16 protein-coding genes are annotated in these 17729 nt (G+C 70.0%); 11 read left to right on the top strand and 5 right to left on the bottom strand.

Features of this window, described 5'->3' with window-relative positions; genetic code table 11:
• Positions 1-63: 63 nt before the first annotated feature.
• Both VIU94_RS39660 and VIU94_RS39655 read right to left on the bottom strand, forming a co-directional pair.
• Positions 64-1275: an alpha/beta hydrolase gene (locus tag VIU94_RS39660; RefSeq protein ID WP_331919656.1), complete on the bottom strand. Its 1212-nt coding sequence runs from the start codon at positions 1273-1275 to the stop codon at positions 64-66.
• Positions 1276-1469: 194 nt separating this feature from the next.
• On the bottom strand, positions 1470-2126 hold the full coding sequence (locus tag VIU94_RS39655) for a TetR/AcrR family transcriptional regulator (protein WP_331919654.1): 657 nt from the start codon (positions 2124-2126) through the stop codon (positions 1470-1472).
• Between the two features lie 115 nt (positions 2127-2241).
• On the opposite strand from VIU94_RS39655, the gene VIU94_RS39650 reads away from it, so the two are divergent.
• Entirely contained in the window at positions 2242-3858 is a 1617-nt protein-coding gene (locus VIU94_RS39650) for an MFS transporter (protein WP_331919652.1), read from the top strand.
• Positions 3859-3966: 108 nt separating this feature from the next.
• Entirely contained in the window at positions 3967-4371 is a 405-nt protein-coding gene (locus VIU94_RS39645) for a peptidase inhibitor family I36 protein (RefSeq protein WP_414721093.1), read from the top strand.
• Here VIU94_RS39645 and VIU94_RS39640 read toward each other — a convergent pair.
• Together VIU94_RS39640 and aceE are read right to left on the bottom strand one after the other, a co-directional pair.
• Positions 4352-5134: a potassium channel family protein gene (locus VIU94_RS39640; RefSeq protein WP_414721092.1), complete on the bottom strand. Its 783-nt coding sequence runs from the start codon at positions 5132-5134 to the stop codon at positions 4352-4354. The genes VIU94_RS39645 and VIU94_RS39640 overlap by 20 nt on opposite strands.
• 88 nt (positions 5135-5222) lie before the next feature.
• The gene (aceE, locus tag VIU94_RS39635) at positions 5223-7955 is read right to left on the bottom strand and encodes a pyruvate dehydrogenase (acetyl-transferring), homodimeric type (protein ID WP_331919648.1); all 2733 of its coding nucleotides are present in this window, start codon (positions 7953-7955) and stop codon (positions 5223-5225) included.
• A gap of 445 nt (positions 7956-8400) precedes the next feature.
• On the opposite strand from aceE, the gene VIU94_RS39630 reads away from it, so the two are divergent.
• The 6 genes from VIU94_RS39630 to VIU94_RS39605 all read left to right on the top strand — a co-directional run bounded on the left by VIU94_RS39630 (position 8401) and on the right by VIU94_RS39605 (position 12779).
• A complete protein-coding gene (locus VIU94_RS39630) occupies positions 8401-8823 on the top strand; it encodes a DUF3052 domain-containing protein (protein WP_331919646.1) in 423 nt (140 codons plus the stop codon).
• 101 nt (positions 8824-8924) lie between these two features.
• The gene (locus VIU94_RS39625) at positions 8925-9383 is read left to right on the top strand and encodes a peroxiredoxin (RefSeq protein ID WP_331919644.1); all 459 of its coding nucleotides are present in this window, start codon (positions 8925-8927) and stop codon (positions 9381-9383) included.
• 128 nt (positions 9384-9511) lie between these two features.
• Entirely contained in the window at positions 9512-10087 is a 576-nt protein-coding gene (locus tag VIU94_RS39620; RefSeq protein WP_331919642.1) for a TerD family protein, read from the top strand.
• A 92-nt stretch (positions 10088-10179) separates the two neighbouring features.
• Complete coding sequence (locus VIU94_RS39615; RefSeq protein WP_331919640.1) at positions 10180-10755, top strand: TerD family protein; 576 nt, start codon at positions 10180-10182, stop codon at positions 10753-10755.
• Between the two features lie 30 nt (positions 10756-10785).
• Positions 10786-11934 (top strand): DUF475 domain-containing protein, encoded by a 1149-nt coding sequence (locus tag VIU94_RS39610; protein ID WP_331919638.1) that lies wholly within the window; start codon positions 10786-10788, stop codon positions 11932-11934.
• Positions 11935-12041: 107 nt separating this feature from the next.
• Positions 12042-12779 (top strand): TerD family protein, encoded by a 738-nt coding sequence (locus VIU94_RS39605; RefSeq protein WP_331919636.1) that lies wholly within the window; start codon positions 12042-12044, stop codon positions 12777-12779.
• A 66-nt stretch (positions 12780-12845) separates the two neighbouring features.
• On the opposite strand, the gene VIU94_RS39600 is transcribed toward VIU94_RS39605, so the two are convergent.
• The gene (locus tag VIU94_RS39600) at positions 12846-13625 is read right to left on the bottom strand and encodes a TerD family protein (protein ID WP_331919634.1); all 780 of its coding nucleotides are present in this window, start codon (positions 13623-13625) and stop codon (positions 12846-12848) included.
• A 190-nt stretch (positions 13626-13815) separates the two neighbouring features.
• Between VIU94_RS39600 and VIU94_RS39595 the strand changes: the two genes are divergently transcribed.
• From VIU94_RS39595 to VIU94_RS39585, 3 genes are all read left to right on the top strand, one after another.
• The gene (locus VIU94_RS39595) at positions 13816-14991 is read left to right on the top strand and encodes an HpcH/HpaI aldolase/citrate lyase family protein (protein ID WP_331919632.1); all 1176 of its coding nucleotides are present in this window, start codon (positions 13816-13818) and stop codon (positions 14989-14991) included.
• A gap of 18 nt (positions 14992-15009) precedes the next feature.
• Positions 15010-17493, top strand: a complete 2484-nt coding sequence (locus tag VIU94_RS39590; protein WP_331919630.1) for a phosphoribosyltransferase — start codon at positions 15010-15012, stop codon at positions 17491-17493.
• A partial coding sequence (locus tag VIU94_RS39585) for an HAD family hydrolase (RefSeq protein ID WP_524540665.1) occupies positions 17490-17729 on the top strand: 240 nt, incomplete at its 3' end. The genes VIU94_RS39590 and VIU94_RS39585, both read left to right, overlap by 4 nt.

Genomic DNA, 17729 nt, shown 5'->3' with positions numbered 1-17729 from the left:
CTCCGGCGTCGCCCCACTCCACCCGGCCGGTACCCCGGCGAACTCCCGTGCGCTCTACGCGCGTCAGGCGTCCGTCCCGCCGGAGATTCCACTGCGGCAAGCGCTGTCGGCGCTCGCACAGGTCAGTTCCTGGTACGCACCGACACCTATGTCGGCGAAGTTGTCGAGGCTCTCGGTGCCCGGCTCGAAATAGCCGGTATGCCCGTCCGCGCCGGCCGCGGAGAGCCGTCGGGCGCCGAACGAGGGCTCCACCGGATCGGCCCCGTGCCCGACCCCGCCGATCTCCAGGTTGGGCACGCCCTGGATCCAGTCGTCCGCGTCCCGCATCGCCCACACCCGGGCGCGGGTGGCCAACTGGGCCGCGCTGTCGACCCGCATGCCGGGGCTGCCGGCCACCGCGACGTCCGTGACGCGCTCCGGCAGCCGGGGCGCGGCGACACCGCAGAGCACGGAGCCGTAGCTGTGGCAGAACAGCGTCACGCGCGAGGCCCCGGGCAGCGCGGTCGTCATGTCGACGAGCCGGACCGCCCCGCTCTCCGCGAGCCGCCCGATCGCCGCGTCGATGCCGACGCCGACGGGGGAGGTGTAGTCGGCCCAGGCGATGACGGCGACGCGGGCGCCCGGCGCGGCCCTGCGCTCGGCGTCGTACAGCGAACGCGCCATGCCGGCCGGGGCCGAGTACCTGCCCCGGGTCTTCTGGAAGGTGAGCAGGTTCGTGTCGACGCCCGGCACGATCACCGACACCCGGCTCGCCCGATCCAGGTCCCCGAGGACCTCGGCGGTGCGGCCGGGGCCGGACGCGTCGAACGCGAGGATCTGCCGGCCCGGCCCCATCAGCGAGGCGAACCGGTGCGCCCGGCGGGTGGCCTCCCGCCGGCCGTCGGCGCTGAGCTTCGCGTTGCTCAGGCGCCGGCGTTCGGCGGCGAGCGCCCGGCCGAGGGCGAGGCGGTTGGCGCGGTAGCGCAGGGTGACCGGGGCGCCGTTGAGGTTGCCGACGACGAGCGGGTACTCGTCGGCGAGTCGGGCGGAGTGCCAGGCGCCGATCGCGTCGAAGAAGTCGGCGATCGTACGGGCGGGGGCGGTCGGGTCGGGCAGTCGCCGGTGGCCGGCCGAGCCGTGCGCCCAGGCGGCGAGCGCGGCTCTGTGCGGGTCCTCCGACCCGGGCTGACGACGGATCGTGGTCCAGCCGGTCGTCGCGAGGAGGACGAACACCACGGCCAGCGCGAGCAGCATGCGCCAGGCGGCGAGAGTGGGGGAGGAGTCGAAGGAAGTCACTGCGGGACACCCTAGGAGACGGCCGCGCGGGGCTGGGCCGAGGGTGACGGGGATCACGTCAGGCGGAGGGAATGCCACCGGTTACGGTGACGGTGGGTGAGGGGTTTTGACTCCGCTGCCGTACGCTCCTACTCCCGCTGCCGTACGCTCCTACTCCCGCTCCCGTACGCCCCTACTCCCGCTCCCGTACGCCCTTACTCCCGCCAGTCCGTGGCCAGCGCGGGCCCCAGGTGGTCGAGGTAGCGCTCGGTCAGGGCGCGGATCGCGTCGAGCGAGGTGTCCGTGCCGCGGCCCCAGAGCTGGCCGGTCACCCGCATCACTCCGCTGAACGCCGCCACCGCCACGCGGGGGCGCGGGTCCGTCTCCAGGTCCAGGCCCTCGCGCTCGGCGATCAGCCGGGCGATGCTTTCCTCCATCTCGGTGGAGCGGCGCAGGTGGACCGCGAGCAGCGCCGGCGTCGACTCGATCACCTGGAAGGTGCGCAGGTACAGCTCGACCGGGACGACCTCCTCGATCGCCTCGCCGATCTGGTCCCAGGCGCACAGGACCGCATTGCGCATCGCGTCGAACGGGCCCTCCTCCGCCGGGCGTTCCTCCAGCGCGCGGACGAAGCGCTGCTCCACCATGTGCTGGACGGCGAAGGCCGCCTCCTCCTTGGTGGCGAAGTAGCGGAAGAACGTGCGCTGGGAGACGTCGACGGCGTCGGCGATCTCGTCCACGGTGGTCTGCTCGTACCCCTGGGCAGTGAAGAGCTCCAGGGCCGCGCGCAGCAGGGCGTCGCGCGTGCGCTGCTTCTTCCGCTCGCGCAATCCGGCAGCCGGAGGCGCCGCTTGCGGACCGGTAAACGTCACTTGATGGTCCTCTTTCCGCCACTTGGACCGGATCAGCGTACCTGTGAGCAACATGACAGTTACCGTCGTGTGAACTGCTTTGTCAATTGTCAGTCACTGACACTAGCCTCGTCGCATGACTAGTCAGACCACCATCGAGAAGGCGCCGAAGCCGCAGGGGCCCAGCCCCGTGCCGGCGCAGACCAAGGGGCTCCGCGGTCACCCCTGGTTGACGCTCTTCGCCGTGGCCGTGGGCGTGATGATGGTCGCGCTGGACGGCACGATCGTCGCCATCGCCAATCCGGCCATCCAGAAAGACCTCAAGGCGTCGATGGCCGACGTCCAGTGGATCACCAACGGCTATCTGCTCGCCCTCGCCGTCGCACTGATCACCGCCGGCAAGCTCGGCGACCGCTTCGGCCACCGGCAGACCTTCCTGATCGGCATAGCCGGCTTCGCCGCCGCCTCCGGCGCGATCGGCCTCTCCGACTCGATCGCCTTCGTGATCGCCTTCCGGGTGCTCCAGGGCCTCTTCGGTGCACTGCTGATGCCGGCCGCGCTCGGCCTGCTGCGCGCCACCTTCCCCGCCGAGAAGCTGAACATGGCGATCGGCATCTGGGGCATGGTCATCGGCGCCTCCACCGCGGGCGGCCCGATCGTCGGCGGTCTGCTGGTCGAGCACGTCAGCTGGCAGTCGGTCTTCTTCGTCAACGTGCCGGTCGGCGTGATCGCGCTGGTCTTCGGCCTGGTGATCCTCAAGGACCACCGCGCCGAGAACGCGCCGCGCTCCTTCGACCTGCTCGGCATCCTGCTGCTCTCCGGCGCGATGGGCTCCCTCATCTGGGGCATCATCAAGGCGGGCGAATCCTGGGGCTGGGCGAGCCTCAACACCTGGGCGTTCCTGGGCGGCGCGGTGCTGCTCTTCGTGCTCTTCGCCGTCTGGGAGACCAAGGTCAAGGAGCCGCTCATCCCGCTGGGGATGTTCCGGTCCGTCCCGCTGTCGGCCGGCGTGGTGCTGATGGTCCTGATGGCCTTCGCCTTCATGGGCGGCCTCTTCTTCGTCACCTTCTACCTCCAGGGCGTGAAGGGTCTGAGCCCGGTCGACAGCGGTCTGCACCTGCTGCCGCTGACCGCGATGATGATCGTCTCCTCGCCGCTCGCGGGTGTGCTCATCACCAAGTTCGGGCCCCGTATCCCACTGGTCGGCGGCATGGTCTGCACCGCGGTCGCGATGTTCGGCATGATCAGCCTGACCCCGGAGACCGGCACGCTCACGATGTCGCTGTGGTTCGCCCTGCTCGGCCTGGGCCTCGCCCCGGTCATGGTCGGCGCCACCGAGGTCATCGTCGGCAACGCGCCGCTTGAGCTGTCCGGTGTGGCCGGCGGTCTGCAGCAGGCCGCCATGCAGGTGGGCGGCGCGCTCGGCACGGCCGTGCTCGGCGCGGTGATGTCCTCCAAGGTCAGCAGCGTGTTCGCGGAGAACTGGAAGGACGCGGGCATCCCCGTCCCGCCGGACCCGAAGCTGGAGCAGGCCGCGGAGTTCGGCGTCGTGCCGCCGGAGCTGGCCAAGGCCCCGGGGATGACCCCGGACGCTCTCGCCACCATCGGCAAGGTCATCCACGACACCTTCATGTCGGGCATGGGCCTGGCCTTCACCGTCGCCGGTGTCGTCGCCGTCGTCGCGGCGCTGGTCGCCACGCTGACGAAGCGCGGCGAGAACGCGGAGGCGGGCGCGGGCGCGGCCCACATCTGACGCGGCCGTTCACCCGATCGGGGGAAGGGGGCTTGACCCCCTTCCCAACGGACGGTGAGATCCCCCAAGATCTGGTTACGGAGAGTGACGAATCGGGGGGATGTTGAGATGAACACGGAAATGAACACGAAGTCCGGTGGGACCTCGGTCGCGGCTGCGGCCGCGGTCCTCATCGCCCTGGCGGCCCTGCTGGCGGGCGCACCGTCCACGGCCGCGGCGTCGTCGCCCAAGCTCGGGCCCTGCGCGCCCGGGCAGCTCTGTCTCTGGCCGAAGTCCGACTTCAGGGGCAGGGCGAGCGCGCATGAACTGGCCGACACCGACATCGAGAGCTGCGTCCCGCTGCCGGCCGGGACCAGCGCGCAGGCGCTGGCCAACCGGACCGGCCGACCGGTGACGACGTACCAGTCCGCCGAGTGCGCGGAGACGGGCCAGTTCGAGACGTATCCGGGGACGGGCACATGGGTGCCGCAGAGTCCCTACCAGGTCAGAGCCTTCAAGATCTGGGAGCGGTAGGGGATCTGGGAGCGGTCGGGGAGGGGACGGCGTCGGCGGAGTCCGCCGGGGCGTGGAGCCGGGCCACCTCGGCGCGCAGTTCCCGCACCTCGTGCGTCAGCGCTTCGAGGAGCTCGTTCTGCCGGCGCTCCTGTGCGTCGTCCCGGTCGAAGCGGGCGATGAACCAGGCGGCGATGTTTGCGGTGACCACACCGAGCAGGGCGATCCCGGAGAGCATCAGGCCCACCGCGAGGACCCGGCCCAGGCCCGTGGTCGGGGCGTGGTCCCCGTACCCGACGGTCGTCATCGTGGTGAACGACCACCAGACCGCGTCGCCCAGCGTCTTGATGTTGCCGTTCGGGGCCGAGCGTTCCACGTGCAGCACGGCCAGCGAGCCGAACATCATCAGCCCGACCACCGCGCCTGCCACATAGGTGGTGAGCGTTATCTGTGGGGCCATCCGGGCCCGCCGGCCCACGAGGAGGAGCGTGGAGACCACCCGCAACAGCCGCAGCGGCTGCACGAGGGGGAGCAGCACCGCCAGCAGATCCAGCGGATGGCCGCGCACGAACTGCCACTTGGCGGGCGCGAGACCCAGACGTACGGCGTAGTCGACGGCGAAGGCGCCCCAGACCACCCACTCCACGGCCAGGCACAGGTCGTGGACCCAGCGGTCGGCGTCCGGCGCCACGATCGGCACGGCGTACGCGAGGCCGAACGCCACGGCCAGGGCCAGCAGCGGCGTTTGGGTGTGTCTTTCCCAGCGTTCCTTCATGCCGCGCATCGTAGGCAGGGCGCGGGGGGCGCGTTCGCCCCCCGCGGTCCTGCCTCATGTGCCGCTTGCGTGCTTCTCGCACGCTCCTGACGTGCTGCTACGCGTCGCCGCCGGCGGCACCGGGGTGCGCGGCCGACACGTCGAGCAGCTGGTAGCGGTCCACGGCCTGCTTGAGCGCCGAGCGGTCCACCTTGCCGTCCCGGGCCAGCTCGGTGAGCACCGCCAGCACGATCGACTGGGCGTCGATGTGGAAGTAACGGCGGGCGGCGCCCCGGGTGTCCGCGAAGCCGAAGCCGTCCGCGCCCAGCGAGGTGTACGGGCCGGGGACCCAGCGCGAGATCTGGTCCGGGACCGAGCGCATCCAGTCGGAGACGGCCACGAACGGGCCCTCGGCGCTCTGGAGCTTGCGGGTCACGTACGGGACGTGCTGCTCCTCGTCCGGGTGGAGCAGGTTGTGCTCGTCCACCTGGACGGCCTCGCGGCGCAGCTCGTTCCAGGAGGTGGCCGACCAGACGTCGGCGCGCACGTTCCACTCCTCGGCGAGGATCCGCTGGGCCTCGACGGCCCACGGCACGGCGACGCCGGACGCCAGGATCTGCGCCGGGATCGTGCCGGCCTCGCCCGCCTTGAAGCGGTGGATGCCCTTGAGGATGCCGTCGACGTCCACGTCGGCCGGCTCCGCGGGGTGCTGGAGCGGCTCGTTGTAGACGGTCAGGTAGTAGAAGACGTCCTCGGCGTCGGGGCCGTACATGCGGCGCAGCCCGTCCTTGACGATGTGCGCGATCTCGAAGCCGAAGGCGGGGTCGTACGCGACGCAGCCCGGGTTCGTCGAGGCGAGCAGCTGCGAGTGGCCGTCGGCGTGCTGCAGGCCCTCGCCGGTCAGCGTGGTGCGCCCGGCCGTGGCGCCCAGCACGAAGCCGCGCGCGAGCTGGTCCGCCATCTGCCAGAACTGGTCGCCGGTCCGCTGGAAGCCGAACATCGAGTAGAAGACGTACACCGGGATCAGCGGCTCGCCGTGCGTGGCGTACGCCGAACCGGCCGCGATCAGGGAGGCGGTGCAGCCGGCCTCGGAGATGCCGTCGTGCAGCATCTGGCCGGTCGGCGACTCCTTGTACGCGAGCAGCAGTTCGCGGTCCACGGCCTCGTACTGCTGGCCCAGCGGGTTGTAGATCTTGGCGCTCGGGAAGAAGGAGTCCATGCCGAACGTGCGGTACTCGTCCGGCGCGATCAGCACGAACCGCTTGCCGATCTCCTTGTCCCGCATCAGGTCCTTGAGCAGCCGGACGAACGCCATCGTGGTGGCGATCGACTGGTGGCCGGAGCCCTTGCGCACGGCCTCGTAGGCCTTGTCCCCGGGCAGCTGCAGAGGCTTGGCGCGGACCACACGCGTGGGCACGTACCCGCCAAGCCCCTCGCGGCGGTCGTGCATGTACTGGATCTCCTCGGAGTTCCGGCCCGGGTGGTAGTACGGCGGCAGGCCGCTCTCCAACTGCGCGTCCGTGATCGGGATGTGCAGCCGGTCGCGGAAGCCCTTGAGGTCGTCGACCGTCAGCTTCTTCATCTGGTGGGTCGCGTTGCGGCCCTCGAAGTTGGGGCCGAGGGTCCAGCCCTTGATGGTCTTGGCGAGGATCACCGTCGGCTGGCCCTTGTGCGCCTTGGCCGCCGAGAACGCCGCGAAGATCTTCCGGTGGTCGTGTCCGCCGCGGCCCAGGTGCAGGATCTGGTCGTCGGTCATGTTCTCGACCATGGCCCGCAGCCGGTGGTCGTCGCCGAAGAAGTGGTCGCGGATGTAGCCGCCGGTCTCCGTCGCGTACGTCTGGAACTGGCCGTCCGGCGTGGTGTTCATCTTGTTGACCAGCACGCCGTCGCGGTCCTGCGCGAGCAGCGGGTCCCAGGAGCGGTCCCAGACCAGCTTGATGACGTTCCAGCCGGCGCCCCGGAAGACCGACTCCAGCTCCTGGATGATCTTGCCGTTGCCGCGCACCGGACCGTCGAGCCGCTGCAGGTTGCAGTTGACGACGAAGGTCAGGTTGTCCAGGTTCTCCCGGGCCGCGATGGTCAGCTGGCCGAGCGACTCCGGCTCGTCCATCTCGCCGTCGCCGAGGAACGCCCAGACGTGCGACTTGGAGGTGTCGGCGATGCCGCGGGCCTCCATGTAGCGGTTCATCCGCGCCTGGTAGATCGCGCCGAGCGGGCCGAGGCCCATGGAGACGGTCGGGAACTCCCAGAAGTCCGGCATCAGCCGCGGATGCGGGTAAGAGGAAAGGCCGTTGGGGAACTTCGACTTCTCCTGGCGGAACGCGTCGAGCTGCGTCTCGTTCAGCCGGTCGAGCAGGAACGCGCGGGCGTAGATGCCGGGGGAGGCGTGCCCCTGGAAGAAGATCTGGTCGCCGCCGTCGCCCTCGTCCTTGCCCCGGAAGAAGTGGTTGAAGCCGACGTCGTACAGCGAGGCGGAGGAGGCGAAGGTGGCGATGTGGCCGCCGACCCCGATGCCCGGACGCTGGGCGCGGGAGACCATCACCGCGGCGTTCCAGCGGGTGGCGTTGAGGACCTTGCGCTCGATCTCCTCGTTCCCGGGGAAGAACGGCTCGTCCCGGGTGGCGATGGTGTTGACGTAGTCCGTGCTGCGCATCTCGGGCACGGCCACGCGCTTCTCACGGGCCCGCTCGATCAGTCGGAGCATCAGGTAGCGGGCCCGCTCACGGCCACGCTCGTCGACCGCCGAGTCGAGCGAGTCGAGCCACTCCTGGGTCTCCTCGGGATCGAAATCCGGGACCTGGCTGGGCAGGCCGCCAATGATGATCGGGTTGCGATCGGATCCGGAAGCCACGCTGTTCCTTCGCTGGTCGGTGGAGCCACGGGTGAAGGTGTCAGGGATCGAGTGACGGTGTCGGGGATACGCAGAGCTGTCGCGCCGCCACCATCGTCCACCCCGTGGACCCAAACGTCATCTCTACCGAGAGGTAACCCCCGGGGGGCCTCCCGGTCGGTCAAATCGCAACCTTACGCCCAAGCCGCGCATGCGTTTCGTCGATGCGTTCGGCAGACTGAAGCCGCGGAAGGCTTTAAAACAGGACGAAGGGTGTGGGTGCAATCACGGAGCGTACGGTGCGGCTCCCCGGAGTTGCGGCGAGACGGCCCCAAACGTCACCGTTTCGGCGGTCTCGGGGGCCGGGTACTTGCGCGATCCGCCCAGCCCGTGTGGACTACGGCCAACGCCGTGCGCACGCGCGCGGACCGCAACACAATTCATCAAGACGATCAGGAGGCAAGCCGTGAGCGCGACCGCGGACCACGCGGAGGAGCGGACCAACCCGGCCACCAGGCTGGGGTTCGAGCCCGGACAGGTGGTCCAGGAGATCGGCTACGACGAAGACGTCGACTTCGATCTCCGTGAAGGCATCGAGTCCATCATCGGCCAGGAACTCGTTGACGAGGACTACGACGACGTCGCCGACGTCGTGCTGCTGTGGTTCCGCGACGAGGACGGTGACCTCACCGACGCCCTGGTGGACACCATCGGTCTGCTGGAGGACGGCGGCGTGATCTGGCTGCTGACCCCGAAGACCGGCCGCGACGGCTACATCGAGCCGAGCGACATCAGCGATGCCGCGCAGACAGCTGGTCTCTCCCAGACCAAGAGCATCAGCGTCGCCAAGGACTGGATGGGCACCCGCCTGGCCACCCCGAAGCGCTGATCCCACCGCTGCACCGGAGCCCCCGCCGAATGCGTTCGGCGGGGGCTCCGTGCGTAGTCTGGGGTCTCACTACTTCGGCCCAGTGAAGGGAAACGTCTGTCATGACGATCGAGGTCGGCACCAAGGCCCCGGACTTCGAGCTCAAGGACAACCACGGCCGCACCGTGAAGCTCTCGGACTTCCAGGGCGACAAGAACGTGGTGCTCCTCTTCTACCCCTTCGCCTTCACCGGCGTGTGCACGGGCGAGCTGTGCGAGCTGCGCGACAACCTGCCGAAGTTCGTCAACGACGACACCCAGCTCCTCGCGGTCTCCAACGACTCCATCCACACCCTGCGCATCTTCGCCGAGCAGGAGGGCCTGGAGTACCCGCTGCTCTCCGACTTCTGGAAGCACGGCGAGGCCTCGCGCGCCTACGGCGTCTTCGATGAGGACAAGGGCTGCGCCGTGCGCGGCACCTTCATCATCGACAAGGAGGGCGTGGTCCGCTGGACCGTCGTCAACGCCCTGCCCGACGCCCGGGACCTGGGCGAGTACCTCAAGGCGCTCGACACCCTCTGATCCGGCCTCCGCGACCCGACACCCTGCAAAAGACTGCCCACGTCGGGAACCGCTCACTAGGATCCAATCGTTGATCCGATGCCAACGCACGACGGGGGCGCTGCCCCTGGAAACCAATGGAGGGACTCGTGGGAGTCAGCCTCAGCAAGGGCGGCAACGTCTCGCTGACCAAGGAGGCCCCTGGCCTGACCGCCGTCACCGTCGGTCTCGGCTGGGACGTCCGCACCACCACCGGTACGGACTTCGACCTGGACGCCAGCGCCATTCTGGTGAGCCCGGAGGGCAAGGTCCGTAACGACCAGGACTTCGTGTTCTTCAACAACCTGAAGAGCGCGGACGGCTCGGTCGAGCACACCGGCGACAACCTCACCGGTGAGGGCGAGGGTGACGACGAGCAGGTCAAGGTCAACCTGGCCGGCGTTCCGGCGGATGTCGCCAAGATCGTCTTCCCGGTGTCCATCTACGACGCCGAGAACCGCCAGCAGTCCTTCGGCCAGGTGCGCAACGCGTTCATCCGCGTCGTGAACCAGGCCGGCGGCGCCGAGATCGCCCGGTACGACCTCTCCGAGGACGCCTCGACCGAGACCGCCATGGTCTTCGGCGAGCTGTACCGCAACGGCGACGAGTGGAAGTTCCGCGCCGTCGGCCAGGGCTACGCCTCGGGCCTGCGCGGCATCGCGCAGGACTTCGGCGTCAACGTCTGAGCCGCGTGACCACACCGTCCGGCGCCGCACGATCCGTGCGGCGCCGGACGTGCCTCTAGAGAGCAACACCTGACCGGGGAGGAAACATCGTCATGGGCGTCACGCTCGCAAAGGGAGGCAACGTCTCCCTCTCCAAGGCCGCACCCAATCTCACCCAGGTGCTCGTCGGCCTCGGCTGGGACGCACGCTCCACCACCGGAGCGGACTTCGACCTCGACGCGAGCGCGCTGCTCTGCCAGTCGGGTCGCGTGCTGGGGGACGAGTACTTCATCTTCTACAACAACCTCACGAGCCCTGAGGGCTCGGTCGAGCACACCGGTGACAACCTCACCGGCGAGGGCGACGGCGACGACGAGTCGCTCATCGTGGACCTGACGAAGGTCCCGATGCACTGCGACAAGATCGTCTTCCCGGTCTCGATCCACGACGCCGAGAACCGAGGCCAGACCTTCGGGCAGGTCAGCAACGCCTTCATTCGCGTGGTGAACCAGGCCGACGGCCAGGAACTCGCCCGCTACGACCTCTCCGAGGACGCCTCGACCGAGACCGCGATGATCTTCGGCGAGCTCTACCGCTACAACGCCGAATGGAAGTTCAGGGCCGTAGGCCAGGGGTACGCGTCCGGACTCCGGGGCATCGCTCTAGACTTCGGGGTCAACGTTTCGTAAAGCCGCGTACTTAAGACGATGGGGTAGACAGTGGTTCTGAAAACCTTCGGCTGGTCGTTCGCCATCACGGCGCTCGGCCTGGTCGCAGCGGTGCTCTACGGGGGGTGGGAAGCGTTCGGGATCGTCGCGATCCTGTGCGTCCTCGAGATCTCGCTGTCCTTCGACAATGCGGTGGTCAACGCCGGAATCCTGAAGAAGATGAATGCCTTCTGGCAGAGGATCTTCCTCACCATCGGCGTGCTCATCGCGGTCTTCGGCATGCGGCTGGTCTTCCCCGTCGTGATCGTCGCGATCAGCGCCAAGATCGGCCCCATAGAGGCCGTCGATCTCGCGTTCAACGACGCCGACCGCTACCAGGAACTCGTGACCGACGCTCACCCGTCGATCGCCGCTTTCGGTGGCATGTTCCTGCTGATGATCTTCCTCGACTTCATCTTCGAGGAGCGCGACATCCAGTGGCTGCGCTGGATCGAGCGGCCGCTGGCCAAGCTCGGCAAGGTCGACATGCTGTCGGTCTGCATCGCCCTGGTCGTCCTGCTGGTCAGCGCCATGACCTTCGCGACCAACGCCCACCAGCACGGTGGCACGCACGTCGACAAGGCGCAGACGGTGCTGATCTCCGGCATCGCCGGTCTGATCACCTACCTCGTCGTCGGCGGCCTCTCCGGCTACTTCGAGAACAAGCTCGAAGAGGAGGAGGAGCGCGAGCACGAGGCCGAGGAAGAGGCCGAGCGCAGCGGCAAGAAGGTGTCTGTCGTCCAGCTGGCCGGCAAGGCCGCCTTCTTCATGTTCCTCTACCTCGAGGTCCTCGACGCGTCGTTCTCCTTCGACGGCGTCATCGGCGCCTTCGCCATCACCAACGACATCGTCCTGATGGCGCTCGGCCTCGGCGTCGGCGCCATGTACGTCCGTTCGCTGACGGTCTACCTGGTCCGCCAGGGCACCCTCGACGACTACGTCTACCTGGAGCACGGCGCCCACTACGCCATCGGCGCGCTCGCCGTGCTCCTGCTGGTGACGATCCAGTACGAGATCCCCGAGGTCGTCACCGGCGGCATCGGCGTCGCCCTGATCGCCTGGTCCTTCTGGTCCTCGGTGCGCCGCAACAAGGCCCTCGCGGCGGCCGAGGGAAAAGCTGAGGCCCCCGGCGACAAGACCGAGGTGTCGTCCGGGGTGTGACACCCCTGGCTGTGAGGAACGCTTCTCTGCGGGGCGGCCGGTGCACCCGGCCGCCCCGCGGCTCATGTCGGGACAGCGGTACAGCGGGACAGGTGGGGGTGGGAGGCATGGCCTTCTGGGACAGTCTGTGGCAGGGCAGGGCCGCCCAGTTCGACTCGGGCAGCGCGGCGAGCAACGCGATCGAGCTGACCAAACGGCGGCCGACGGTCTCGCTGACCAAGCAGGGCGCCGCCACCGGCAACCTGCGGGTCAACCTCTCCTGGCGGATGCGCACCTCGGACATCGAGGGCCGGTCCAAGCAGAGCGGCCGGCTGCTGCGGCACCCGTCCAAGCTCTTCAAGCCCGAGGTCGTCCAGGGCCACACCCAGGGCGTCGTCAACGTCGACCTGGACATCGGCTGCCTCTACGAGCTGACCGACGGCAGCAAGGGCGTCGTCCAGCCGCTCGGCAGCTACTTCGGCGACGTGAACGCGGCGCCGTACGTGAAGCTCAGCGGCGACGACCGGTTCGGCTCGCCCTCCGGCGAGACGATCTACGTCAACCTCGACCACAAGGACAAGATCAAGCGGCTGCTGTTCTTCGTCTACATCTACGACCAGACGCCCGCCTTCGACCGGACCCACGCCAAGATGACGCTCTACCCGAGCAACGGGCCGCGGATCGAGATCGAACTGGACGAGCGCGCCCCGCAGGCCCGCTCCTGCGCCGTGTTCACGGTGGAGAACGTCAAGGACGAACTGGTGGTCCGCAGGGAGGTCAAATTCGTGTACGGATTCCAGGCCGAACTGGACCGGCTGTACGGCTGGGGACTCCAGTGGGGCCGCGGCTTCAAGACCAAGGCCTGACGCGTGTCGCCGGAGCCGGTCTTACCGGCGCACGCGCGCTTGCGGGCGGAAGCCCCCGCACGGCCGCTACGGCCGGACGAACTGCGGGCCCATGGGCGGCAGGCGGAACTCCTGGGCCGGGCCGGGTGGCATGGACGAGGTGACCGGCTGCGGATAGCCGTAGGCGGGCGCCGAGGCCGGCGCCGGGGGCGTGGCGGGCTGCGGCGGGATCGGGGTGTGCACCACGGTCGCGTCGGAATCGGCCCCGGAGGGCGCGGGACGGGCCGGTGTCTGCGGGGCGGCGGGCTCCTCGGTCGCCTCGTCCACCGAGATGCCGAACGCGGTCGCGAGACCGACCAGGCCCGTCGGATAGCCCTGGCCCACCGCGCGGAACTTCCAGCCCTTGCCGCGGCGGTACAGCTCGCCGCAGATGATCGCCGTCTCCTCGCCGGTCTCCGCCTTCACGTCGAACAGCGCCAGCGGCTCGCGGCCGGCGTCGCCCGCGTCGTACAGCAGGATCCGCAGATCGCTCACGGAGCGGAAGGAGTCGCCGTCCGAGGACGCGGCGATCACCACCTGGTCCACGGAGGCGTCCAGCGTGCCCAGATCGGCCTCGATCGTGTCGGTCAGCCCGTCGGCCTCCCGCTTCTTCGACAACCGCCGCACCAGGCCCGAGGGATGGCGCGGCTGGTTGTAGAAGACGAAGTCCTCGTCCGAACGCACACGCCCGTCCGCACCGAGCAGCAGGGCGGAGGCATCCACGTCGGGGACCCCGGGGCCCGGGGTCCAGCGGAGCACGGCCCGTACGGCCGCGGTGTCGAGAGGGACGTTGGAGCCCTTCAGCATCGCGTGCGTCATGGTCGTCATCCTGCCTCCCCGCCTCCCCCTCGGACAACGCGGGGGCCCGTACGCGTCGCGCGTACTACGCACACGGCAGGGGAGGGACACAGACGAGTTACCTGGATTTCATGCACTCGGGGAACTCTTGACACCCGCACCTACGTACTATTACCGGCCACATGTCGTCGCGGCCACGGAAGCCAGTCGGGGGATCTACATGCGTCATTTCGGGCACATCCCGCCCGCTTCGCGGGCTGGGCTGTTCCACCAGGAGCCGGCCGAGTTCACGGCCGACTCGTCCGCGCGCACACTCGCCGCGGCCCTGGGCGCCACGCTCTACAGCCCGGCGACCCGTCCCAAACTCGCCGACGACGTGCGCAAACAGGTCGCGCGCGGCGTCCTCTCCATGGTGCTGTGCCTGGAGGACTCGATCGACGACCACGACGTGGAGGCCGCCGAGGCCAACCTCGTCCGTCAGTTCGCCGAGCTGGCCGCCCGCAGCGCGGCCGATGGCGGGGAATCGCCCCTGCTCTTCATCCGGGTCCGTGAGCCCCGGCAGATCCCCGATCTCGTGGACCGGCTGGGCGAGAGCGTCCGGCTGCTGTCCGGATTCGTGCTGCCGAAGTTCACCGAGGAGCGCGGCGCGGCCTTCCTGGAGGCCCTCACCACCGCGGAGAACGCGAGCGGACAGCGACTTTTCGCCATGCCCGTGCTCGAGTCCCCGCAACTGCTCCACCTGGAGACCCGGGCCGAGACGCTCACCGGCATCGCCCGGATCGTCGACAAGTACCGCGACCGGGTCCTCGCGCTGCGCCTCGGCGTCACCGACTTCTGCTCCGCCTACGGGCTGCGCCGCTCGCCCGACATGACCGCGTACGACGTCCAGCTCGTCGCCCATGTCATCGCCGATGTGGTGAACGTGCTCGGCCGCTCCGACGGCACCGGGTTCACCATCACCGGGCCCGTCTGGGAGTACTTCCGCGCCCAGGAGCGCATGTTCAAGCCGCAGCTGCGGCGCAGCCCCTTCCTGGAGGGGCGGGCCGAGGAGCTGCGTACCGCGCTCATCGAGCACGACCTCGACGGGCTGCTCCGCGAGATCGAGCTCGACCGGGCCAACGGGCTGCTCGGCAAGACCTGCATCCACCCCTCGCACGTGGTGCCGGTGCACGCGCTCTCCGTGGTCAGCCACGAGGAGTTCAGCGACGCCCAGGACATCCTGCGGCCCGAGCGGGGCGGCGGCGGAGTGCTGCGCTCCGCCTACACGAACAAGATGAACGAAGTGAAGCCCCACCGCGCGTGGGCCGAGCGGACCCTGCTGCGCGCCGAGGTGTTCGGCGTCGCCCGGGAGGACGTCGGCTTCGTGGAGCTGCTCACCGCCGGACTGGCCGGCTGACGAAGGGTGAACGAGGACGTGGAGTGGACGGGAACGTGGGTCGCCGAGCGACTGGGCGTCGAACTGGTCGGAGACGGTGATCTGCGGGACCTCCTCGGTCTCGCCCTGCGGCGCAACCCGAAGCGGGCGCATCTGCTCGTCTCGAACGTGCTGGGCAAGCACGTCCCGCAGCGGCCGTCGGTCGTCTACGGGTACGGGCACGCCCTCGGCGCACGCGCCGGGGAGCTGCTCGGCCCGGCCGCGGCGGACGCGGTCGTCGTCGGGTACGCGGAGACCGCGACCGGCCTCGGCCACTCCGTCGCGGACGGCCTGGGCCAGGTCCCGTACCTGCACTCGACCCGCCGTCCCGTCGCGGGCGTGGCCCGCGCGGGCGGCTTCGAGGAGGCCCACTCCCACGCCACCTCCCACCTGCTGCTGCCCGAGGACCCCAAGCTGCTGGCCGGCCCCGGCCCGCTGGTCCTCGTCGACGACGAGTTCTCCACCGGCAACACCGTCCTGAACACCATCCGCGACCTGCACGGCCGCTACCCCCGCGACCGCTACGTGGTCGTGGCTCTGGTCGACATGCGCTCGCCCGCCGACGCCGGCCGGCTGGCCGCCTTCGGCGAGGAGATCGGCGCCCGGATCGACCTGGTGACGGGCGCCCGGGGCACCGTCCGCCTTCCGGAGGGCGTCCTGGCCAAGGGCCAGGAGCTGGTCGCGGCCCACGAGCTGGTTGCGGCCCACGAGCTGGTCGCGGCCCAGGAGCTGGTTGCGGCCCACGAGACGCCGACCGCCTCCGCCGCCGCTGTCCCGGCGCCGCCGGCCGAGGGCCCCGCCGCCCCCGTACGGGTCGACCTGCGCTGGCCGGCCGGTGTGCCCGACGGCGGCCGGCACGGCTTCACCCCCGCCCACCGGGCCCTCCTGGAGGCCGCCCTGCCGGACATGGCGGCCCGCCTGGCCGCCGCGCTGCCGCAGACGGGGTCCGCCGACGGCGGCCGGCCGCCCCGCGTCCACGTCCTCGGCAACGAGGAGCTGATGTACGCCCCGCTCCGCCTCGCCCACGCGCTGGAGGAGACCGGGGCCGACGTCTCGTACTCGACCACCACCCGCTCGCCCGTGCTCGCCGTCGACGACCCCGGGTACGCGATACGCACCCGACTCGTCTTCCCCGCGCACGACACCCCCGCCGACGGCCCCGGCGACCGCTACGCGTACAACGTCGCCGGCGCCGGGTTCGACGCCGTCGTCGCCGTCATCGACTCCACCGCCGACACGCCGGAACTCCACGGCCCCGACGGGCTGCTCGCCCGGCTCGCCGCGCACATCCCGCACGTCGTGCTCGCCGTCGTCCCTTCCCACACCCCCCGAGGTGCCTCGATGCTGCCCGAGCCGCTGCGCGGTCCCGCCTTCTCCTCGTACGCCCCCGAGGAAGTCGGCTGGCTGCTGCAGGACTTCTCCGACGTCGAACTGGAAGCCCCCACCGAGGAGCGCGAGGAGGCGATCCAGAGCGGCGGCGCCCACTACGCCGAGTCCCTCCCGGTCGAGTTCCAGCCCAGCGAGCAGTACCAGCAGCTCTTCCACGCGGCCCTGGAGACCTCGGCCGCCCGCATCGCCCGAGCCGTCGGCACCGTCACCGAGACCGTGCTCGCCGAGCGGTCTGGCCGGCCCGTGCTCGTCTCGCTCGCCCGCGCCGGCACCCCCGTCGGCGTCCTGATGCGCCGCTGGGCCCAGTACCGGCACGGCCTCGACCTGCCGCACTACGCCGTCTCCATCGTGCGCGGCCGCGGCATCGACGCCAACGCCCTGCGCTGGCTCGCCGCCCACCACGACCCCGCCGACGTCGTCTTCGTCGACGGCTGGACCGGCAAGGGAGCCATCACCCGCGAACTCGCCGAGGCCCTCAAGGACTTCGAAGGCTTCGTCCCCGAGATCGCCGTCCTCGCCGACCCCGGCTCCTGCGTCCGCACCTACGGCACCCGCGAGGACTTCCTCATCCCCTCCGCCTGCCTCAACTCCACCGTCTCCGGGCTGATATCGCGGACCGTGCTGCGCGCCGACCTCGTCGGCCCCGACGACTTCCACGGCGGCAAGTACTACCGCGAACTGGCCGGCGCCGACGTCTCCAACGACTTCCTCGACGCCGTCGCCGCCCGCTTCGACGAGGTCGTCGACACCGTCGATGCCGAAGCCAAGGAACTCCTCGCCGCCGACCGCACCCCCACCTGGGAGGGCTGGGCCGCCGTCGAGCGGATCAGCGAGGAGTACGGCATCCACGACGTCAACCTCGTCAAGCCGGGCGTCGGCGAGACCACCCGCGTCCTGCTGCGCCGCGTCCCCTGGAAGATCCTCGCCAAGCGCGGCGCGGGTGCCGACCTCGACCATGTACGGCTGCTCGCCGAGCAGCGCGGCGTACCGGTCGAGGAGGTCGACGAACTCCCGTTCACCTGCGTGGGGTTGATCCACCCCCGCTACACACGGGGCGCGACAGGTGCCGACGGCAGGGCGGTGGCCGCCAAGTGAGCGTCCTCATCGCCAGCGATCTCGACCGTACGCTGATCTATTCGTCGGCGGCCCTCGGGCTGACCATGCCCGATGCCGAGGCCCCGCGTCTGCTCTGCGTCGAGGTCCACGAGCGCAAGCCGCTGTCGTACATGACGGAGAGCGCGGCGGGGCTGCTGACGCAGCTCACCGCCGACAGGGTCTTCGTACCGACGACGACCCGCACGCGCAAGCAGTACCAGCGCATCCGGCTTCCC

This window comes from Streptomyces sp., assembly GCF_036566765.1.
In the GTDB taxonomy this organism is placed as follows: Bacteria; Actinomycetota; Actinomycetes; order Streptomycetales; family Streptomycetaceae; genus Streptomyces.
Note: the sequence above shows the minus strand (reverse complement) of the source record. Positions and strands in the feature narration are given on the sequence as shown.